General features: G+C 41.8%; 17 protein-coding genes. 10 read left to right on the top strand and 7 right to left on the bottom strand.

Features of this window, described 5'->3' with window-relative positions:
• The first annotated feature begins 68 nt into the window (after positions 1-68).
• From STO1_RS09110 to STO1_RS09095, 4 genes are all read left to right on the top strand, one after another.
• The gene (locus tag STO1_RS09110; protein WP_096422892.1) at positions 69-710 is read left to right on the top strand and encodes a CPBP family intramembrane glutamic endopeptidase; all 642 of its coding nucleotides are present in this window, start codon (positions 69-71) and stop codon (positions 708-710) included.
• A gap of 17 nt (positions 711-727) precedes the next feature.
• A complete protein-coding gene (locus STO1_RS09105) occupies positions 728-946 on the top strand; it encodes a hypothetical protein (protein WP_096422890.1) in 219 nt (72 codons plus the stop codon).
• A 151-nt stretch (positions 947-1,097) separates the two neighbouring features.
• On the top strand, positions 1,098-2,861 hold the full coding sequence (gene aspS / locus STO1_RS09100; protein ID WP_096422888.1) for an aspartate--tRNA ligase: 1,764 nt from the start codon (positions 1,098-1,100) through the stop codon (positions 2,859-2,861).
• Positions 2,839-3,780: a YitT family protein gene (locus STO1_RS09095; protein ID WP_096422886.1), complete on the top strand. Its 942-nt coding sequence runs from the start codon at positions 2,839-2,841 to the stop codon at positions 3,778-3,780. Before aspS ends, STO1_RS09095 begins: the two co-directional genes overlap by 23 nt.
• Before the next feature lie 33 nt (positions 3,781-3,813).
• Here STO1_RS09095 and STO1_RS09090 read toward each other — a convergent pair whose 3' ends face one another.
• The 5 genes from STO1_RS09090 to STO1_RS09070 form a co-directional block, all read right to left on the bottom strand.
• On the bottom strand, positions 3,814-4,800 hold the full coding sequence (locus STO1_RS09090; RefSeq protein ID WP_001145418.1) for a LacI family DNA-binding transcriptional regulator: 987 nt from the start codon (positions 4,798-4,800) through the stop codon (positions 3,814-3,816).
• Between the two features lie 9 nt (positions 4,801-4,809).
• On the bottom strand, positions 4,810-5,610 hold the full coding sequence (locus STO1_RS09085; RefSeq protein WP_065371437.1) for a DUF1189 domain-containing protein: 801 nt from the start codon (positions 5,608-5,610) through the stop codon (positions 4,810-4,812).
• Positions 5,611-5,790: 180 nt separating this feature from the next.
• On the bottom strand, positions 5,791-6,633 hold the full coding sequence (locus STO1_RS09080; RefSeq protein ID WP_001065656.1) for a sugar ABC transporter permease: 843 nt from the start codon (positions 6,631-6,633) through the stop codon (positions 5,791-5,793).
• A 1-nt stretch (position 6,634) separates the two neighbouring features.
• Positions 6,635-7,927, bottom strand: a complete 1,293-nt coding sequence (locus tag STO1_RS09075) for a carbohydrate ABC transporter permease (protein WP_000431414.1) — start codon at positions 7,925-7,927, stop codon at positions 6,635-6,637.
• 126 nt (positions 7,928-8,053) lie between these two features.
• Positions 8,054-9,322, bottom strand: coding sequence for an extracellular solute-binding protein (locus tag STO1_RS09070; protein WP_096422884.1), 1,269 nt, complete (start codon positions 9,320-9,322; stop codon positions 8,054-8,056).
• A 475-nt stretch (positions 9,323-9,797) separates the two neighbouring features.
• On the opposite strand from STO1_RS09070, the gene malQ reads away from it, so the two are divergent.
• Positions 9,798-11,330 (top strand): 4-alpha-glucanotransferase, encoded by a 1,533-nt coding sequence (gene malQ / locus STO1_RS09065; protein ID WP_096422882.1) that lies wholly within the window; start codon positions 9,798-9,800, stop codon positions 11,328-11,330.
• 77 nt (positions 11,331-11,407) lie between these two features.
• Entirely contained in the window at positions 11,408-13,666 is a 2,259-nt protein-coding gene (glgP, locus tag STO1_RS09060) for a glycogen/starch/alpha-glucan family phosphorylase (RefSeq protein WP_096422880.1), read from the top strand.
• 62 nt (positions 13,667-13,728) lie between these two features.
• Here glgP and STO1_RS09055 read toward each other — a convergent pair whose 3' ends face one another.
• On the bottom strand, positions 13,729-14,577 hold the full coding sequence (locus STO1_RS09055) for a putative RNA methyltransferase (RefSeq protein WP_096422878.1): 849 nt from the start codon (positions 14,575-14,577) through the stop codon (positions 13,729-13,731).
• Positions 14,578-14,728: 151 nt separating this feature from the next.
• On the opposite strand from STO1_RS09055, the gene STO1_RS09050 reads away from it, so the two are divergent.
• Positions 14,729-15,007: a DUF6110 family protein gene (locus STO1_RS09050; RefSeq protein ID WP_000910909.1), complete on the top strand. Its 279-nt coding sequence runs from the start codon at positions 14,729-14,731 to the stop codon at positions 15,005-15,007.
• 1 nt (position 15,008) lies between these two features.
• A complete protein-coding gene (locus STO1_RS09045) occupies positions 15,009-17,072 on the top strand; it encodes a heavy metal translocating P-type ATPase (protein ID WP_096422876.1) in 2,064 nt (687 codons plus the stop codon).
• 77 nt (positions 17,073-17,149) lie between these two features.
• Here STO1_RS09045 and tyrS read toward each other — a convergent pair whose 3' ends face one another.
• Positions 17,150-18,406 carry a tyrosine--tRNA ligase gene (gene tyrS, locus STO1_RS09040; RefSeq protein WP_000546906.1) on the bottom strand — a complete coding sequence of 419 codons (1,257 nt, stop codon included), beginning with the start codon at positions 18,404-18,406 and terminating at the stop codon, positions 17,150-17,152.
• 140 nt (positions 18,407-18,546) lie between these two features.
• Here tyrS and pbp1b point away from each other — a divergent pair, with 140 nt between their 5' ends.
• Entirely contained in the window at positions 18,547-21,048 is a 2,502-nt protein-coding gene (gene pbp1b, locus STO1_RS09035; RefSeq protein WP_096422873.1) for a penicillin-binding protein PBP1B, read from the top strand.
• Between the two features lie 76 nt (positions 21,049-21,124).
• Positions 21,125-22,036, top strand: a complete 912-nt coding sequence (locus tag STO1_RS09030; protein WP_096422871.1) for a DMT family transporter — start codon at positions 21,125-21,127, stop codon at positions 22,034-22,036.

The following is a 22,036-nucleotide window of genomic DNA, read 5'->3' as shown; positions in this document are numbered from 1 at the left end:
TATTCCACATTTTTATCAAAATGATGCGAATAACAATGCTAAGTCTTCATTTCAAATAGGAGATCTTTATGAAAATACTTAAAAATATTGGCTGGTTTCTTCTAGCTGTTCTATCCTTTTTCTTTGGTTATGGTCTGGTTCAGAGTATGGCTCTGTCAGCTCTTGGACTAGGGGCTTCAATCTTTGAAGTTTTGCCACTTTATATCGTCCTGTCAGGGGCCTATGTTTATGGAGTTTACAGATGGTATCAGACAGAAAAGGTTAGCATCCAGACGACGGTTTTTAATCGTTATATCTGGTTGCCTACTCTGGTTTTGCTAGTGGCGATTACAGCACAGTTCTTTTTGCCAGATGATCCGTCGGTCAATCAACAAATCGTATCACAATTGACAGTTGCTCAGCCTGTATTTGGTTTCTTTATGGTGGTAGTCTTTGCTCCTCTGACGGAAGAACTCATCTTTAGAGGGATGCTGGCGCGCTATCTCTTTCCTAAGCAGAACAACAGCAAACAGACAGCTCTGTTTCTCCTCGTATCAGGTGTGCTTTTTGCCTTGATTCATTTTCCAGGGACTTTACAACAGTTTTTAGTCTATGCTAGTCTGGGTTTTAGTTTAGGGTTGGCTTATATCAATAGGAAAGGCCTTCTTTACAGCATTTCTCTCCACGCTTTGAATAATTTAATCGGCTTTTTGATGATACTCATGCTATAATAGAGTCAGGAGGTCACATGAAACGAGTAATTTTATTAGCAGTGATACAGGCGGTCGTTCTCTTCTTTATCATCGGGGCACTTGCCTATGCCTTTAAAGGCGACTTCTTTTACAACTATCTAGCAGTTGTCTTTGCGTCTATTGCAGGTGTCTTGCGTTTTGCTTCGGCTTATGCTACGGAGATTGTTCTACCTAAAAAGGCAGCTGAGATTGCTGAAAAGCGTAAAAAAGGTTAAGAATCATAATCAGAGAATCCGATGACGTTTTCATCGGATTTTTTGTCTGTTCGTTTTGATTTCTAAAGACAATCAAACTTTTCTGCTGATTTTCATGAAGAGCCTGCGCTTTTGTGGTAAAATAGTAACAGAATAAAAGAGGAGAGAAAACATGAAACGTAGTATGTATGCTGGTCGTGTTCGTGAGGAACACATCGGACAAGAAATTACTTTGAAAGGATGGGTTGGCCGTCGTCGTGACTTGGGTGGTTTGATCTTTATCGACCTTCGTGACCGTGAAGGGATTATGCAGTTGGTTATCAACCCTGAAAAAGTATCTGCAGAGGTTATGGCAACAGCTGAAAGCCTTCGTAGCGAATTTGTCATTGAGGTGACTGGACAAGTCGTAGCGCGTGAACAAGCCAATGATAAGTTGCCAACTGGTGTGGTTGAGTTGAACGTGACAGCTTTGACAGTGCTTAATACAGCTAAAACAACGCCTTTTGAGATTAAAGATGGGATTGAGGCCAATGACGATACACGTTTGCGTTACCGTTACCTTGACCTTCGTCGTCCAGAGATGTTGGAAAATCTCAAACTTCGTGCCAAGGTGACCCACTCTATCCGTAATTACTTGGATGAGTTGGAGTTTATCGATGTGGAGACGCCATTCCTTTCTAAATCAACGCCAGAAGGGGCGCGCGACTATTTGGTGCCATCTCGTGTCAATAAAGGGCATTTCTACGCTCTTCCTCAGAGCCCACAAATCACGAAACAGCTCTTGATGAATGCTGGTTTCGACCGCTATTACCAAATCGTCAAATGTTTCCGTGATGAGGACTTGCGTGGTGACCGTCAGCCTGAGTTCACCCAGGTCGACTTGGAAACGTCTTTCCTTACGGAGCAAGAGATCCAAGATATCACAGAAGGCTTGATTGCGCGCGTGATGAAAGAAACCAAAGGCATCGAAGTAACGCTTCCATTTCCTCGTATGAAATACGATGATGCGATGGATCTTTACGGTTCTGATAAGCCTGATACCCGTTTTGATATGTTGCTTCAGGACTTGACAGAAGCGGTTAAAGGTGTTGATTTCAAAGTCTTTTCAGAAGCACCTGCCGTTAAAGCCATTGTGGTCAAAGGCGCAGCAGATAACTACTCACGTAAAGACATCGACAAGATGACCGAAGTAGCCAAGCAGTACGGTGCCAAAGGTCTTGCTTGGGTCAAGGTTGTTGATGGAGAATTAAACGGACCAGTTGCCAAATTCTTGACTGGTATCCAAGCAGAATTGACTGCAGCACTTGGTCTTGAAGATAAGGATTTAGTTCTATTTGTGGCGGATACGCTTGAGGTAGCTAATGCAACACTAGGTGCCCTTCGTGGCCGTATCGCCAAAGAGCTTGACTTGATTGATAACGATCAATTCAATTTCCTTTGGGTGGTTGACTGGCCAATGTTTGAATGGTCTGAAGAAGAAGGTCGTTACATGAGCGCCCACCATCCATTCACTCTTCCACAGGAAGAGACAGTCCACGAACTAGAAGGTGATTTGGCTAAGGTTCGTGCCATTGCTTACGATATCGTCTTGAACGGTTATGAACTTGGTGGTGGTAGTCTTCGTATCAATCAAAAAGACCTTCAAGAACGCATGTTCAAGGCTCTTGGTTTCTCAGCTGAAGAAGCAAATGATCAGTTTGGCTTCCTTCTTGAAGCCATGGACTATGGTTTCCCACCACACGGTGGTTTGGCGATCGGTCTTGACCGTTTTGTCATGCTCTTAGCAGGAGAAGAAAACATTCGTGAAGTCATTGCCTTTCCTAAGAACAATAAGGCAACCGACCCAATGACACAAGCTCCATCAACAGTCGCTCTCAAACAACTAGAGGAACTCAGCTTACAAGTAGAAGAAGATGAAACAAGCAAAACGAATTAAGCGGTGGCGCTATTATCTGCGCCGCTTTGCTTATCAGATAAAAATCTTACGAGTTTTACAAAGTATCTCTCGGGAAAAATACGATGAGAAAGTATCGGCTTCTCTGGTTTATGGCTTTCTGTCAGCAGTAGCAGTCAATTTCTTTTTTCAACCAGGACACGTTTACTCCAGTGGTGCGACGGGTTTGGCACAGATTATCTCTGCTTTGAGTAATCACTGGTTTGGTTTTTATATTCCGATATCGCTGACCTTTTATGCCATCAATTTTCCGTTGATGATTTTGGCTTGGTATCAGATTGGGCATAAGTTTACAATCTTTACCTTTATCACAGTATCCATGAGTTCCCTCTTTATCCAGCTTGTGCCAGTTGTGACCTTGACAGAGGATCCCATCATCAATGCTCTTTTTGGGGGTGTTGTCATGGGCTTGGGGATTGGTTTTGCACTCCGTAACAATATTTCTAGCGGAGGTACAGATATCGTCAGTCTCACCATTCGAAAGAAAACGGGTAAGAATGTCGGCAGTATTTCTTTCTTGGTAAATGGGATGATTATGCTGATAGCAGGTCTGACCTTTGGTTGGAAATACGCCCTCTACTCTATGATTACCATTTTTGTATCGAGCCGTGTGACAGACGCGGTCTTTACAAAGCAAAAACGAATGCAGGCCATGATTGTGACCAATAATCCTGACAAGGTAATCGCAAAAATCCATAAAAAATTGCACCGTGGAGCAACCATGATCCACGATGCAGAAGGAACCTATAATCATGAGAGAAAAGCAGTCTTGATCACTGTTATCACGCGAGCAGAGTTTAATGATTTTAAACACATCATGAAACAGGTCGATCCAACAGCCTTTGTCTCTGTATCTGAAAATGTCCACATCCTAGGACGATTCGTAGAAACAGACAATTAATCATACTCAAAAGACCAGCCTTGGGGCTGGTCTTTATTTTTCGATAATTTTGTGTCCAATCAACTGGCGGTAACAAATCTGTTTATTGTTTTTGGCATCGTTAATAATCTGGAGAATGGTTTCAAAGGAAACGCGCCCGAGTTCTAAGCTATTGATATCCACATAGGCTGCCAAGTTCAGTTTAGGGTTGACCGAGTCAAAGCTGAGGACAGGGACATCCAGTTGGTGTTTTGCGATGTAATCACAGACCCCTGCAGCAAGAAGGCTATCAATAGTAATAATAGCATCAATATTTGGATCATGCTCGAAGAGAAGTTTACTAAAGCGATAACCATTATCTTCAAGAAATTCGGTCGCAAAGTAGGTCAGATTTGGATCAATAGGAAGTTGGTATTGTTTAAGAGCTAACTCATAACCCATTAGACGATCTTGTGTTACGAAAAGTTTTTTGGTTCCTCCGATGAAGGCAATTCGCTTGCATCCTTTTTTGATGAAATATTCTGTTGCATCAAAACCTGCCTGGACATTGTCATTATCGACGAGCGGAATGAAGGGAGATAGAGATTTACCTAAGATAAGGAAAGGAAATTGCTCATCTGCTACTAGCTTAACCAAAGGATCTTCTTCTTGGGCATAGAGGAAAATCAAACCATCTACACGCTTACCATAGACCATCTGGGAAATAGCTTTGAGCCGCTCTTTTGCATCTTTCCCCGTTGCAATCTGAATAGCATAGTGGTTTTCAGACGCGACTTGGGCGATACCACGAAGGACAGATGGGAAGAAAGGATTTTGGTAAAAGGCATCTGAGTCGTCAGGGAGCACCAAGCCGATAACTTGAGTATAGCTACTTACCAAGCTACGAGCATTGAGATTGGGGTGGTAGTTGAGCTCCTTCATCGCCTTGCGAACTCGTTTTTTGGTTTCATCACTAATCGTTGATTTGTTTTGAATAACGCGGGTAACAGTTGAAGGTGAGACACCTGCTGCCTTGGCCACGTCTTTAATCGTAACGGGCATAAAAATCTCCTATTTATGATAATCTGGATCACGGAAGTGTGTCTTGTAAAAAATGGTGACCAGATAAAGAACAAAAAGAATGTTTTGTACAGTGATAAGGGTCGCCATATTTTGGCCAAAAAGTCCCAAAATAAGCGTAATCAGAGTGGGTAATCCTAAACAGTTCAAGATAAAATGGTAGCACTCTTTAAAGCTCCTAAATGAAAAGAGGCGTGATTTTTTGGTGATATAAAGGAGGAGACTAGCTCCAAGAGAGACAATAAAGAAATTCAATCCAAAGAGGAAGCTTGCACCAAGAACGAGAAAGAGACTGATATAGACACGGTTCTGTTGGTACCAGTCTTTAGAAATAGCCTGGGTTAAAGTTTCCTTACTCTGGAAACTCTCCGTTTGAATGGCGTGGTAGCGAATGCGAGTTAGTTCCTTACTTTCCTTACTGATGACGAGTTCTTTCGTATCAAAATGAAGTTGCAAATCCTTTGGCAATTCCTTACTTGGACTTGGGCCAATCAAAAGAGAAGGCTGCTGATTCTTTGTACCTGAGTAGTTCAGCTTTCCATCAACGATTTGTGCATTCTCTGACAAGTCCATGATGGCTTCATCTGTCAGGGGTGTATAGACATTATCGATAAACGTATCCAGTGGATACGTTTCCTGTGAGCTGTTTTGAATGGCAATGGGTACCATAGACAAGCTGATAAGGAAGAGACTGGTAAAGAGGAGTTGAAACCAGTTGAGTCCAAAACGTTTTGACAGGGGCTTACGAAATCCCCAAATACTTGAAAAATATGAAAATGGATATGGAAGCATTTGTATCTTTCTAAAAGGTGTTTTCTATATGAGTATTATTATATAGAGAAATGTGCTTTATTTCAAGTCTAGTAGATAAATTGCTTACTGAAAAGCTGATTTTGCTACTATTTGCGGTCTTGTGTCTAATCTTTCAACTTTAGAAACAAGATCAAAATGAAAAAGGGTGGCGGGGATAGATTATCCCTTGTCGCCACCACTTGTAAGTCCTGAAACAAAGTTCTTTTGTAGGAAGAAGAAGAGAATACAGATTGGAAGCGCGATGAGGATAGCACCTGCTGAGAAGTAGGCGATCTTCAAGTTTTTCACATTGCTGACAAAGGTCTGTAGACCAACGGCAACTGTAAAGTATTCTTTCTCACGAAGCAAGAAACTAGAGAGGATATAGTCTCCGAAAGGTCCCATGAAGGCCCAGAGCGCTTGTACTGCAACCATTGGGCGAACGAGTGGGAGAACAATTTGCCAGAAGCGACGGAAGTGTCCTGCACCATCTAGTTTTGCTGATTCATCAAGAGACATCGGTACTGTGTCGAAGTAGCCTTTCATCAACCAAGCATTCATCGGGATACCACCACCGACATATAGGAAGATGAGGAACCAGCTTTGGTTAAGGGCATTCAACATAAGGGCCATAACGAAGAAGGCTGTCAAAGCGGCCATAGTTGGCACCATTTGGATAATCAAGAAGAAGACCAAACTTTGTTTACGAGCCAAGAAGTTGTAACGGCTGTAGGCATAACCAGCAAGTACGATGATACTTGTTTGAACAGCCATTGTAATCAAGGCGATAATCAAAGTGTTGAGGTACCAAGTGCCGTACAAGGTTTCAGTGAAGAGCCCTTGGAAGTTGGCAAAGCTAAAGTCGACGTTAGCATCTAGTTTAAAAGCTACGACGTTACCAGTCTTGAAGGCTGACATAATAGTAATCAAAAGTGGATAGATAATCACGATTGAAAGACCAATCAAGTAGAGGTAAGTGAGGGTTTGAGTCAGTCTACGTTTGAGTTTGATTGAGTTATTCATCTTAGACGTCCTCCATATCAAATGCGTGTAGTTTCTTGAATGCGATCATAGAGATAGAGATGACAATGATAGAGATGATCAAGGTAACAGCTGCCGCCATAGAGTATTGAGGAGATGTACCTGTTGTCAAGCGATAAATCCATGAGATCAAGATATCAGTTGAACCGGCTCCACCACCAACGCTACCAGGACCTCCGCCGTTGAAGAGGTACATGATAGAGAAGTTGTTAAAGTTGAAGGTGTATTGGCTGATCAATGTTGGTGCTGCAACAGCCAAAATCATAGGGAAAGTGATGTTGCGGAATTTTTGCCAAGCATTGGCACCATCGATATAAGCCGCTTCGTAGAGGTCGTTAGGAATTGACTGCAAGATACCCAAAGTCAAAACGTAGATGTATGGGAATCCTAGCCAACCTTGCATCATAATCAAGGCAATCTTCGTCCAAGTTGGGTCTGTTTTCCAAGGGATAAGAGCACCGTCAAGGAAAGGAAGAACCTTAGCCAAGATAGGCAATACTTGAGTGTTGATCGCTCCGACACTATCGTTAAACATGTTTGAGAATGTCAAGATAGTGATGAAGGCTGGAACTGCCCAAGGAAGAAGGAAAATAACACCAAAGATACGTTTTCCTTTGATAAATGGTTGGTTAGCAATGATAGCAGTGAAGATACCAATCACAATCTGCAAAGTAGAAGCAGACAAGGCCCAGATGATGGTCCAAGAAAGAACCGCACCGAAGGCTGAACGGAAGGTACTTAAGCTCCAGATGTTTGTAAAGTTAGTCAAACCAACCCAGTCCAACAATTTGTTTGGTGGCAAGTGTTGGAAGTCATAGTTGGTAAAGGCAATCATCAAGGTTACGATAACTGGGAAGATAATCGCAAATGTCATAGCGACGTAAGATGGGATGATCAAGAGGTAAGGGAAACCATTCTCATAAATACCTTTGATCATATCTTTAAAAGTACGTGGGACAGGAATTCCATTGTTAATACGTTTTGCGATTGTATGTGCATCTTTAATATTTGAGAAATAAAAGAGCACATAAACGACTACAAAGATTAAATGGAAGGCACCACGAATCAGCATAAAGAGGGAATTATCACGACCTGGCTTGTCACCAAGAGTGATCAAATTGTGCAATTCAGGGGCTGCAAGTGCTAGGAAATAAAGAACAAATACGATAGTTACACCAAGGAAGATAAAACCTTTGGCCTTTTGTTTATTGTAAATCTGTCCTAACCCAGGAATCACTGAAAGCAAGGCTGCTTTGCTAGGTTGTTGGTTTTCCATGAATACTCCTTTCATAGGATACGAGATTGAAGTTTGTCTCCAATCACTAGATAGGCAACTGCAATCATTCGTAAATTTATAAAATCAAAGGGGGATTTGTATTCTCCCCCCTTGTAACGAATTCAATTATTCACCAAATTTTTGTTTGATTGTTTCTTTGATCAATGTTACAGCATCGTTAGCAGCTGTCTTAGCATCTTTTTTACCACTTACAGCGTCAAAGAGCATTGTTTTAGCTGGATCCCAAACAGCTGACATTTGAGAAATGTTTGGCATTGGTTGAGCGTTCTTGAACTGTTTGATAACAGCTGTTGTCAACTCATCGTTTTTACCTTCAGCGTATGAACGAGCTTCAGTGTTAGCTGGGATTTCGTTAGTTGCATCGTAGAATGCTTTTTGTTGTTCAGTTGAAACAAGGAAGTCTACAAATTTTTGTGCAGCTTCAAGGTTCTTAGTGCTTGATGGGATGATCCAAGCTTTACCACCACCGAATGGTGTGTATTCTTTACCATTTGGAAGAGTTGGAATAGTAGCAACACCGTAGTTTACTTTAGCATCTTTGAATGCTTGAGCTTTCCAAGGTCCATCGATGATAGCAGCTGTTTTACCTTCTTGGAATTGAGTTTGGATCAAGTTTGCAGCACCTTCAGTATCTTGCATACCTTTAGGCCATTTTTCATACCAAGATTTAGCGTAGTTGACACCAGTGATAGAACCGTCGTTTGCAAGACCGATGTCTTTAGCGTCTTTACCGTTTTGTCCGAATACGTAACCACCGTTACCAGCAAGGAGTCCGTATGCGTAGTAGAAGTTTGTCCAGTCAGCTAGGAATGCAGTAGTTTTGCCATCTTCACCAGCGAAAGCGTATTTGCTGTCTTTAGCAAGTTCTTCTAATTCAGCAAAAGTTTTTGGAGCTTCTTTAAGCAAGTCTTTGTTATAGTACAAAACGAGTGATTCGATGACAGCTGGAGCACCGTAGACTTTACCGCCAACAGTTACAAGTGATTTTGTTTTATCGTCTGTTTTCGCACCATCACTAAGAGTTACTTCTGAAAGTTGTCCGTCAGTACCAAGGCTACCTACACGGTCGTATGGAGCCATCATAACGTCAGCAGCCTTACCAGATTGGTTGTCTAGAGAAAGGTTGTCAAGACCACCCATTTGGTCCCCTGTTTTGATAGTAACTTTTACGCCAGATTCCTTTTCATAAGCTTTTGCAGCAGATTCAGCGAAGGCTTTATATTGGTCTTCAACGTAGAAAGTAAGTTCTTTTGCTTCTGAAGAGCTAGTATCAGCAGCTTTGTCAGCAGATTTGCTTCCGCAAGCTACCAAAAGCAAGCTAGCTAGAGTAGCAGTTCCGAGCACAGCAGCGCTCTTCATGAATTTAGATGACATAGTGTATTCCTCCTAAAGAATAACAGTTATAATTTATTCGGGAAACGCAAACGTTTTCCTTCATGAGCTTAGTATAGCACAAATAGAAAACGGTTGCAAGGTTTTTTTGAAAAAATTTTAAAAAATTTTTAAGGTTTGGAAGTGGATATGATTGCCTTTAATAGGAAGAAAACATCCTAAACGCTGATTTTCTTATTTTGTGAAAACCAAGGGAAACGATTGCGTTAATTTAGCCCGATTTTCAGAAAATATAGGATATGTTCGGAATGAATTATCTTAAATCAGAAAATCTTTAAAAATTTTTTCGCTTATTTCGTAAAATATCAGTGGAAATAAGTTTTAGTTAGATAAAAATAATTCAAAAAAAATTTTAAAAACGCTTGCATTTGTCTTTGAAATACGCTATACTTAATTCAACGCAAACGTTTGCGCCTTAATTGCGCAGCGTTTTATAACAAACACATGAGGTGCTATTATGAAAAAACGTCAAAGTGGTGTGTTGATGCACGTCTCTTCTCTGCCAGGAGCATACGGGATTGGATCATTTGGTCAGACTGCCTATGATTTCGTTGATTTCTTGGTTCGTACGAAGCAACGTTACTGGCAAATCCTCCCTCTTGGGACAACAAGCTATGGAGATTCTCCATACCAATCATTCTCAGCCTTTGCTGGAAATACGCATTTTATCGACCTTGATATCTTGGTAGAGCAAGGCTTGCTCGAAGCTAGTGACCTTGAAGGTGTTGACTTTGGTAGCGATGCATCTGAAGTTGACTATGCGAAGATTTATTACGCACGTCGTCCGCTTTTAGAAAAAGCAGTTAAACGCTTCTTGGAAGTGGGTGATGTCAAAGATTTTGAGAAGTTTGCTCAAGATAACCAATCATGGCTCGAACTCTTCGCAGAGTATATGGCTATCAAAGAGCATTTTGACAATCTTGCTTGGACAGAATGGCCAGATGCAGATGCTCGTGCGCGTAAAGCTTCAGCACTTGAAAGCTACCGTGAGAAATTGGCAGACAAGTTGGTTTACCACCGTGTGACTCAATATTTCTTCTTCCAACAATGGTTGAAATTGAAAGCCTACGCTAACGACAACCACATCGAAATTGTTGGAGACATGCCTATCTACGTTGCGGAAGATTCAAGCGACATGTGGGCAAATCCACATCTCTTCAAGACAGATGCCACTGGTAAAGCAACCTGCATCGCAGGTTGCCCACCAGATGAGTTTTCTGCCACTGGTCAGCTTTGGGGAAACCCAATCTACGACTGGGAAGCAATGGACAAAGACGGTTACAAATGGTGGATTGAACGCTTGCGCGAAAGCTTCAAGATCTACGATATCGTTCGTATCGACCACTTCCGTGGCTTTGAATCTTACTGGGAAATCCCTGCTGGTTCCGATACAGCGGCCCCTGGTAAATGGGTGAAAGGCCCAGGCTATAAGCTTTTTGCAGCCGTTAAGGAAGAGCTTGGTGAGCTAAACATCATCGCGGAAGACCTTGGTTTCATGACAAATGAAGTGATTGAGTTACGTGAACGTACTGGCTTTCCAGGAATGAAGATTCTTCAATTCGCCTTCAACCCAGAAGACGAAAGTATCGATAGTCCACACTTGGCACCTGCCAACTCTGTTATGTACACAGGAACACACGATAACAATACGGTTCTTGGTTGGTACCGTAATGAAATCGACGATCCAACTCGTGAATACATGGCTCGTTACACGAACCGTAAAGAGTACGAAACAGTGCCACACGCAATGCTTCGCACAGTCTTTTCATCCGTTAGCTTCATGGCTATTGCAACCATGCAAGACTTGCTAGAACTAGATGAGTCAGCTCGCATGAACTACCCATCTACTCTTGGCGGAAACTGGTCTTGGCGTATGACTGAAGATCAATTGACTCCTGCTGTCGAGCAAGAATTGCTTGATTTTACAACCATCTATCGCCGTGAAAATAAAGACTTGAAGCCAAAAGAAGTTCAAAAAGCAGAATCCTAATCATACTGAAAGCGTGCTTACACAAGTAGGCTTTCCTCTATTTACAATTATTGTTGAAACAAAAGGAGACTCTCAACATGGAATCATTACAAAAATATGTGATTGATCATCATCAAAAAACAATTGCTGAATGTTCAAACGAAGAATTATACATTGCCTTGCTCAACTACACCAAGCAAGCTAGTGCGCAAAAGAAATTAAATACTGGTAAGAAAAAAGTTTACTATATCTCAGCTGAATTCTTGATCGGTAAACTCTTGTCTAACAACTTGATTAACCTTGGTCTTTATGACGACGTTAAGAAAGAACTTGCTGATGCAGGTAAAGAGTTGATCGAAATCGAAGAAGTCGAATTGGAACCATCTCTAGGGAATGGTGGTTTGGGACGTTTGGCAGCCTGCTTTATTGACTCAATCGCTACACTTGGTCTGAACGGTGACGGTGTTGGTTTGAACTACCACTTTGGTCTTTTCCAACAAGTTCTTAAAAACAACCAACAAGAAACGGTTCCTAACGCTTGGTTGACTGACCAAAACTGGTTGGTTCGCTCAAGTCGTAGCTACCAAGTGCCATTTGCGCACTTTACATTGACATCTACTCTTTACGATATCGATGTGCCTGGTTACAAAACAGCAACTAAAAACCGTTTGCGTTTGTTTGACTTGGATTCAGTTGATTCTTCAATCATCCAAGATGGTATCAACTTTGACAAGACAGACATCGCTCGTAACTTGACTCTTTTCCTTTACCCAGATGATAGTGATCGTCAAGGTGAATTGCTCCGTATCTTCCAACAATACTTCATGGTTTCAAACGGTGCGCAATTGATCATCGACGAAGCAATTGAAAAAGGAAGCAACTTGCATGACCTTGCTGACTACGCAGTTGTCCAAATCAACGATACTCACCCATCAATGGTGATCCCTGAGTTGATCCGTCTTTTGACTGCTCGTGGTATCGAACTTGACGAAGCCATCTCAATCGTTCGCAGCATGACAGCCTACACTAACCACACCATCCTTGCTGAAGCCCTTGAAAAATGGCCACTTGAATTCTTGCAAGAAGTGGTTCCACACTTGGTACCAATCATTGAAGAATTGGACCGTCGTGTGAAGGCAGAATACAAAGATCCAGCTGTCCAAATCATCGACGAGAGCGGACGTGTTCACATGGCTCACATGGATATCCACTACGGATACAGTGTTAACGGGGTAGCAGCACTCCACACTGAAATCCTGAAGAACTCTGAGTTGAAAGCCTTCTATGATATTTATCCAGAAAAATTCAACAATAAAACAAACGGTATCACTTTCCGTCGTTGGCTCATGCATGCTAACCCACGCTTGTCTCACTATCTAGACTATATTATTGGACGTGGTTGGCACCATCAAGCAGAAGAGCTACAAAATCTAATGTTTTATGAAGACAAAGCTGCTGTCAAAGAAAAATTGGAAGATATCAAAGCTCACAACAAACGTAAATTGGCTCGTCATTTGAAAGAGCACCAAGGTGTTGAAATCAATACAAACTCTATCTTTGATATCCAAATTAAACGTCTTCACGAGTACAAACGTCAACAAATGAACGCTTTGTATGTGATTCACAAATACCTTGATATCAAGGCTGGCAACATCCCTGCTCGCCCAATCACAGTGCTCTTTGGTGGTAAAGCAGCTCCTGCCTACACAATTGCCCAAGACATCATTCACTTGATCCTTTGCTTGTCAGAAGTGATTGCAAATGATCCAAAAGTAGCACCACACTTGCAAGTAGTTATGGTTGAAAACTACAACGTTACTGCAGCAAGCTTCTTGATTCCAGCATGTGACATTTCTGAACAAATTTCACTTGCATCTAAAGAAGCTTCAGGTACTGGTAACATGAAATTCATGTTGAACGGAGCTTTGACTCTTGGTACTATGGACGGAGCTAACGTGGAAATTGCTGAGTTGGTTGGCGACGACAACATCTACATCTTTGGAGAAGATTCAGAAACTGTTATTGACCTTTACGCAAAAGCAGCTTACAAGTCAAGCGAATTCTACGCACGCAAAGCCATCAAACCATTGGTTGACTTCATCGTCAGCGACGCTGTTCTTGCAGTAGGTAAGAAAGAACGCTTGGAACGTCTTCACAAGGAATTGATCAACAAAGACTGGTTCATGACTCTCCTTGACTTGGAAGACTACATCAAGGTGAAAGAGCAAATGCTTGCTGACTACGAAAACCGTGACGCATGGTTGGATAAAGTCATCGTCAACATTGCCAAAGCAGGATTCTTCTCATCTGACCGTACAATTGCTCAGTACAACGAAGATATCTGGCACTTGAACTAATAATTACATAATTTAAACCCGTACCTTGAAGGTGCGGGTTTTGTCTTATCTGAAAGTTTTATTTACAGTGCTTTCCCAACCAAAATCTCTGCTTCGATGGTAATCTCAGTCAACTGACTCCAGTCAATCTTGCTTTGGTCAACGTGAAAGAGGAGAGGCGTCATGGCAAGCAGAGCTTGGCGTTGCTCTGCTGTGATAGGTTTTGTTAAAGAAGCAATCTGACGAAATTGGGTGCTGAAATGTTCCTGGAAATGTTCTTTGATATCTTGATTAGAATAGTCCTTCTTTGTCAGCTGGTCCTGCACCATTTGACGGATTTCTTTGAGGTGATTTTCGGTTGGGATGACCTTGATCAAAATACCGTCTTTGGATAAAACGCGACGGAATTCCCCATAGTTGGCAGGCGAGAAGATATCAAGCAGGATATCCATGCTGGCGTCTTTTATAGGAAGACGAGCCAGGTCGCCGACAAACCAGTTGACCGCCCAGTTTGGTTCGCTCTTGGCAGCGATTTGAACGGAATCTTTTGAAATATCAAAGGCGTAAAAGGTTTTGTCAGAGTGACTTTCTTGGAGCTTGCGAGAGTAGAAGCCTTCGCCACAACCGATATCCAAGACTGTTTTTGCGGATGGTTTAGTGGCTAGTAAGTCGGAGATACCTTCTAAGATAGCCTGATAAAAGCCAGCCTCTAGGATTTCTTGGCGGTTTTGAAAGTTTTCCTTGTCGTAGTTGGCAGATTGCTTGATTTGAGGAGCCAAGTTGACATAGCCAAATTTTGCCAAGTCAAAAGAATGACGATTGCTACACTTGAGACTGCTCTCTACTAAGGTTAGATTTTCTTGGCAGATAGGACAGGCAAAGGCAGTCGCAGCAGCGAAGCGCTGAAGTTTGGGTTTGAGATTTGTATTCATAGTTTAAGTGTATCAAAAGAGGCAAGTGAAAGCAACTTTAGGAGCAAGTAGATGGGAGATTCAGTAGAAATAAAACTAATTCTCCAATTTATAAAATGAAATTGCTTTTATATCTAAATTGCTATATAATAATGATAAGGAGGAAATAAGTATGTTAAAAGAAGTATTAACCGTTGCAAAAGTTGCGAAAAAATCTTCATTATTTTTGGGTGGTGTCGCATTTGGTACCCTTGGTTTGAAAATCTTAGCAAGTAAGGAAGCTAAAAAAGGTTATTCTAAAGCTTTGGCTAAGGCTTACAAGTTGAAAGACGAGCTAGATGCATCTGTTTCTGTTGTGAAACAACATGGAGACGATGTTTTGCAAGATGCTAAATATTTGTATGAGCAAGAGAAAAAAGAAGAGCAATTAGATAGCCTTATAGGAGAATAATATGTCTTTTAAAGTGCTATATAGAGGATATCAACATATCCGACTATCATCTTCTTTTTCACTTACCTTGGATATTCAAGACTATCTTCGTTCCTTGGCGAGAGATGAGAAGGGAATTGAGTCTATCCAGTTTTACATGGATCAACAGCACTTTACCCTACGTATAAAAGAAGGCTTCTCTGTATTAGACAATGCAGAAGCCTTTTTAAAAAGGATTGATAAAGGGAAAGTTTCTGAGTTGATGACTCTTCCTGTTCGTAGAGAAGAGAGTGCCTATTCTATCGTTTCAGGTGCAGCGATTAAGCGTGTGCTTTTTCGTAGTCTTGTGCCGTCTCCTATTCGCTATATATGGACTTGTTATCAGGCTTTTGGATATGTTAAAGAAGCCTATCAAACACTAGCGCGTAAGGAACTAACGATGGAAGTCTTGGACTGTTCGGCTATTTTATTGTCTTTGTTTATGAACCAATCCAAGACTGCCAGCAACATCATGTTTATGCTTGATTTGGGGAATCATTTAGATCAGTGGTCCTTGAAAAAAACTGCAACAGATTTAGAACAGAGTCTTCTTGCAAAAGAGAGCGATGTATTCTTAGTACAGGGCGATACGGTCGTTAGTATCAAGAGTTCCGATGTTCAAATAGGAGATGTCTTGGTCCTATCTCAAGGAAATGAAATTCTGTTTGATGGACAAGTAGTTTCAGGTTTAGGTATGGTCAACGAAAGTTCCTTGACGGGAGAGAGTTTTCCAGTTGAAAAAAGAGAGTCTGATTCGGTTTGTGCAAACACAGTCTTGGAAACTGGGGAGCTACGCATTCGTGTAACCGATAATCAGATGAACAGCCGTATTTTACAGCTGATTGAGTTGATGAAGAAATCTGAAGAAAACAAGAAAACTAAACAACGCTATTTCATCAAGATGGCGGACAAGGTCGTCAAATATAATTTCTTGGGGGCTGGTCTGACTTACTTATTAACAGGTTCTTTTTCTAAGGCTATTTCATTCCTATTGGTTGATTTCTCCTGCGCTTTGAAAATCTCTACTCCTGTAGCTTATTTGACAGCTATCAAAGAGGGGTTGAACCGTGAAATGGTGATTAAGGATGGGGATGTTCTAGAGAAATATCTGGAAGTTGATACTTTCTTGTTTGATAAGACAGGAACAATCACAACTAGTTATCCTATAGTTGAAAAGGTGTTACCTTTTGGGGACTATAGTGAGGAAGATATTCTCAGAATCAGTGCCTGTCTTGAGGAACACATTTATCATCCTATTGCTAATGCCATCGTCAAGCAAGCTGAGATAGAGGGAATTGAACATGAGGAAATGCATGGGAAACTCCAATATATTGCAAGCAAGGGGATCAAATCTCATATAGATGGCCAACCAGTTCTTATTGGGAATTATGTCTTGATGCAGGATGAGCAGATTCATATCAGTTCAGAACAAAATGCTTTAATTGAAGAGTACAAGAGTCACTACAATCTCTTATTCTTGGCTTATCAGAATGAATTGATTGGAATGTTCTGCATTCATACTCCTTTGAGAAAAGAAGCAAAAGCAGCCTTGGAGAAACTTAAGGCACAAGGGAAAAAATTGATTCTGGCAACAGGGGACACCTTGGTTAGGACAGAGGAATTAGTCAAAGATTTGCCCTTTGATCAGGTCTATACAGACTTGAAACCTGATGGGAAATTTGAGTTAGTAGAGGAACTGCAGAAAGCAGGTCACACGATTTTGATGGTTGGAGATGGATTGAATGACTCAGCGGCTCTAACCCTATCAGATATCGGTGTGGTGATGAATGAAAGCGCAGATATTTCTAAGCAGATGAGTGATATCTTATTGTTAGATAATCGCTTGGATTTCTTCCAAGAGTTGGATTGGCTATCATCATCTTTGCAAATACTCATCAAGAAGAATATTCAAGATACCGTTGTCGTAAATAGTAGTTTGATTGGCTTTGGCTTGTTTAATTGGCTCAGTCCTTCAAATCTCTCTATCTTACATAATCTAACAACCTTGCGCATTGTCTTGCGTAGTCTGTCTATTAAAAATAGATAGATGAGAGTTATTAACAGCAAAAAGGAGTTACCTTTCTCGAGGTTAACTCCTTTGTTTATAGATAAATGTTGAACAGTTTAGTAAGTCAATACAAAGTATTTTTTCTTACCACGACGGATAACAGTGAGTTCGTTCTCTAACTTATCTGCGTCATTCAAGACATAGTCAAGGTCTTGGATACGATCACCGTTGACGTAGATAGCTCCATTTTGAACATCCTCGCGGGCTTGACGTTTTGAATTAACCACACCAGAAGATACGAGGAGTTCTACGATGTTGTGGTTTTCGTCTGCTTGTACTTGGTAGTTTGGCACACCACGAAGTCCTTGTTTGAGTTCTTTGACAGAAAGGTTTTTGATGTTTCCTGCAAAGAGTTGCTCGGTGATATTGAGGGCTTCCTTGTAAGCTTCTTCACCGTGAACAAGTGTCACGACTTCACGAGCCAAGACTTTTTGAGCCAAGCGTTCGTGTGGTGCTGCTTCAAATTGTTTGCGGATGTCTTCAATCTCGTCCAGTGACAAGAAGGTAAAGATCTTCAAGAAGCGAACAGCGTCAGCGTCCATGACGTTCATCCAGAATTGGTACATTTCGTATGGAGAAGTCTTTTCAGGGTTGAGCCAAACAGCGTTTCCTTCAGATTTACCAAATTTCTTACCAGTTGCGTCTGTGATGAGTGGAACAGTAATAACGTGACCAGTCTTGTCAGCCTTACGACGAAGCAATTCGGTACCTGCGGTCATATTTCCCCACTGGTCAGAACCACCGATTTGTAGCGTTACGTTGTGCTCTTGGTTAAGGACGTAGAAGTCATACCCTTGCATGATTTGGTAGGCAAACTCAGTGTAAGAAATCCCTGTTTCAATCCGTTTCTTCACAGACTCCTTGCTCATCATGTAGTTGACAGTGAAGTATTTTCCGACATCACGGAGGAAGTCAATGAAGCTGATGCTGCCAAACCAGTCGTAGTTGTTGACCATGACAGCTTTATTTTCCCCATTTTCAAAGTCAAGAAAACGAGAAAGTTGTCCTTGGATAGACTTGACCCAGCCCTCTACTGTGTCTTTTGTTTGGAGACTACGCTCAGCATCTTTGAAGGACGGATCTCCGATGAGACCTGTAGCACCGCCAACGAGCGCATAAGGTTTGTGACCTGCTAGTTGCAAACGACGACTTGTCAAGATTGCGACAAGGTGACCGAGGTGAAGGCTGTCAGCAGTTGGATCGTAGCCAGTATAATAAGAAACTTGACCTTCTTCTAGGGCTTTACGCAAAGCTTCTTCATCAGTCGTTTGAAAAATCAAACCACGCTCTTTTAGCTCATCAAAAATGTGCATGTGTCTTTTCTCCTTTATAAAATATTGTTTCTACCTATTGTATCACAAACTTGATTAATAGCCTAGTGGAATAGGGAAGAAAGTGGCTATTTTATTGAAAGTTTTCCTTTTATGGTATAATAGAGAAAGCGAGGACATTCATGAAAAAAAGAATTGATGAATTAAAAACAAAAATGCTGCATTTTTTCCAGCAACTAATGCAACGAATTGCAAAATGGAAGAAAAGACTAGCAGAAAAACTAGCTGATAAGAAAACCGGTAAAAAGGGGACCTCTTCTGATAAAGTTAGAAAGGCAGGGCCTATTTTCGCTAAGATTTTGAGTGGGTTTAAAATAGTCTTTAACACTCTCTTTATCCTAGGTTTTATCGGTGGACTGTTTGGTGCTGGGGCGGCTATGGGTTATGGAGTTGCCCTATTTGACAAGGCCCAAGTTCCTCAAGCAGAAGAGTTGGTCAAGCAAGTGAAGGATATTGCCTCTATCTCAGAAATCACTTATTCTGACGGCAGTGCCATTGCCTCGATCGAGGGCGATTTGTTGCGCACTTCAGTCGCTTCAGGCGCTATTTCGGATAATCTTAAAAAGGCTATCATTGCGACAGAAGACGAGAATTTCAACGAGCACAAGGGAGTCGTGCCTAAGGCCGTTATTCGTGCGACCTTGGGAACTTTTGTCGGTCTGGGGTCATCCAGTGGTGGTTCGACCTTGACTCAGCAGGTTATCAAGCAACAAGTGGTGGGAGATGCTCCCACTCTAGCTCGTAAGGCTAAAGAAATCATTGATGCTCTAGCTTTAGAGCGAGCTATGGGTAAGGATGAGATTTTAACAACCTACCTTAACATTGCTCCTTTTGGTCGCAATCATAAAGGACAAAATATTGCAGGTGCCCAACAGGCTGCAGAAGGGATCTTTGGGGTTAAGGCTTCGGATTTAACGGTCCCTCAAGCAGCCTTTATCGCAGGATTGCCACAGAGCCCAATTAGTTACTCTCCTTATGAATCTGACGGTAGTATGAAGAGCGAGGAGGATTTGGCTCTGGGGGTCAAACGGGCTAGAGATGTTCTCTATAATATGTACCGGACAGGGGCTCTAAGTCAGGAAGATTACGACAAGTACAAGGATTATGATTTTAAGAACGACTTCTTACCATCTGGTAGTGTCAGTGGTACTTCGCGTGACTATCTCTACTTCGCAACCTTGGCAGAAGCTACTGATCGGATGTATGACTATCTGATTCAGAGAGATAATGTTTCTGTAAAAGAGCAAAAGAATGAATCCATCCAGAAAGCTTATCGTGATTTAGCGACTAAGGAAATTGAAAATGGTGGATATAAGATTACGACGACTATTAATAAAAATGTTCATGCTGCGATGCAAAATGCGGTGGCAACCTACGGCTATCTGCTAGATGATTCGACAGGCCAGCCTGAGGTGGGGAATGTCCTCATGGACAACCAAACGGGAGCTATTCTTGGATTTGTCGGTGGTCGCAATTATCAAAAAAATCAGAATAACCATGCTATCGACACAAAACGTTCTCCTGCTTCGACTACTAAGCCGATATTGGCTTACAGTATTGCCATTGACCAAGGTCTGATGGGAAGTGCAAGTATCTTATCAAACTATCCAACCAACTTTTCAAACGGCAATCCTATCATGTATGTCAATAGTCCTGGTACAGGGATGATGACGTTAGGGGAGGCCCTCAACTACTCATGGAATATCCCAGCCTACTGGACTTATCGTACACTCCGAGAGAAGGGTGTTGATGTTAAAGGCTATATGGAAAAAATGGGTTACGAAATCCCAGAATATGGTATTGAGAGTTTACCGATGGGCGGAGGAATTGACGTTACAGTTGCTCAGCATACTAACGGATATCAGACTTTGGCCAACAACGGAGTTTACCATAAGAAACATATGATCGCGAAGATCGAGTCAACAGATGGTCGAGTGGTATACGAGCACAAGGATAAACCTGTCCAAGTTTATTCAAAAGCGACAGCGACCATCATGCAAAGTTTGCTTCGCGATGTTATCTCATCTCGGATTACCTCAAGTTTCCAGACAGACTTGGCTACCATCAATCCAAGCCTTGCTAGCGCCGACTGGATTGGAAAAACTGGTACAACCAATGAAGATGAAAATATGTGGCTTATGCTTTCTACGCCTCGCTTGACCTTGGGTGGCTGGCTAGGTCATGATGACAACCGCCCGCTAGCCAAAGGGGCGGGCCACTACCGCAATGCCAACTATATGGCCCACTTGGTTAATGCCATTCAACAAGCAAAACCTGGCATTTGGGGGAATGAGCGCTTTAATCTCGACTCAAGTGTGACCAAGTCACAAGTTCTCAAGTCGACAGGGGAGAAACCGGGCAAGGTTTCAATTAATGGCAAAGAAGTTAACGTTTTCGGTTCTACCGTAACAAGTTACTGGGCTACTAAAGAAGGAGCGCCAGTAACCACCTACCGCTTCGCTATTGGAGGAAGCGATGCAGATTATCAGAATGCGTGGAAGAATATCCTAGGAAGCATTCCTGCAGTAACTCCTCCAAGCTCAAGTAGCGGTTCGGGAACAACAAGTTCGAGTGGAAATACTCAGAGTGGCTCTTCAGGTCGTTCCCGTCTATTTAATCGATAATAAAAAAAGTAGCAAGAGGCAATTTTTCTTCTCTTAGCTACTTTTTTCTTTTTCTATTTCGTGTTACAATAAGGGAATGAATAAGTATCAAAAGAAGATTTTGAAGGGAACCTTTTATTCACTGTTCTCGGGTCTTATCTGGGGGATTTGCGGGATTTTAGGAGAGTATTTTTTCACTCATTACCCAGTATCGTCAGGTTGGATTACCTCTATGCGGTTGCTTGTGGCGGGGAGTTTGGTTTTAGGGTTATCTGCCTTTCAGTTGCGTAGCCGTTTGTTGGATATCTGGAAAGATAAGAAAAATTATCTACCTTTTTTAGCCTATGCTATTCTAGGTATTTTTTCTGTGCAGTTTTTCTTTTATCTCTGCGTTGAGTATTCCAATGCGACGACGGCGACCATTTTGCAATTTATCAGCCCTATTTTTATCCTGTTTTACAATCGAATCATTTACCAGAAGAAGGCTTCGATTACAGCTGTTTTCTATGTTTTGATTGCCATGCTAGGTGTTTTTTTGATGGCTACAAAAGGGGATTTGTCCCAGCTGTCCATGACACCTTTGGCTCTAGTAACAGGTTTGCTCAGTGCAGTAGGGGTCATGTTTAATGTTATCCTGCCTCAGCGTTTTGCACGGCGTTACGGATTTGTTCCGACTGTTGGTTGGGGGATGATTCTGGCAGGGCTCTTTAGTAATTTTCTTTACCCTATTTATCGGATAAGTTTTCAAGTGGATCTGGTAAGTGTGCTAATTTGTCTGACGATTGCCGTATTTGGAACAGCTTTTGCCTTCTTCCTGTCTATGAAGGCCGTCTCTCTCGTTTCTCCTCTCGTTGTCTCTGTAGTGAGCGCTAGCGAGCCTCTCTCTTCGGCCCTATTGAGCGTTCTCTTTCTCGGTCTGGTCCTAGATGGATTTCTAGTTTTGGCCATGATTTTGATCATCGTCCCTATGGTCTTCTTGTCTATCGAAGAAGCCAAAGAAGGGAAGTAA

Source organism: Streptococcus oralis subsp. tigurinus (assembly GCF_002356415.1).
In the GTDB taxonomy this organism is placed as follows: Bacteria; Bacillota; Bacilli; order Lactobacillales; family Streptococcaceae; genus Streptococcus; species Streptococcus oralis_F.
The sequence above is the reverse complement of the archived record's forward strand: the minus strand, read 5'-3'. Positions and strand labels throughout refer to the sequence as shown.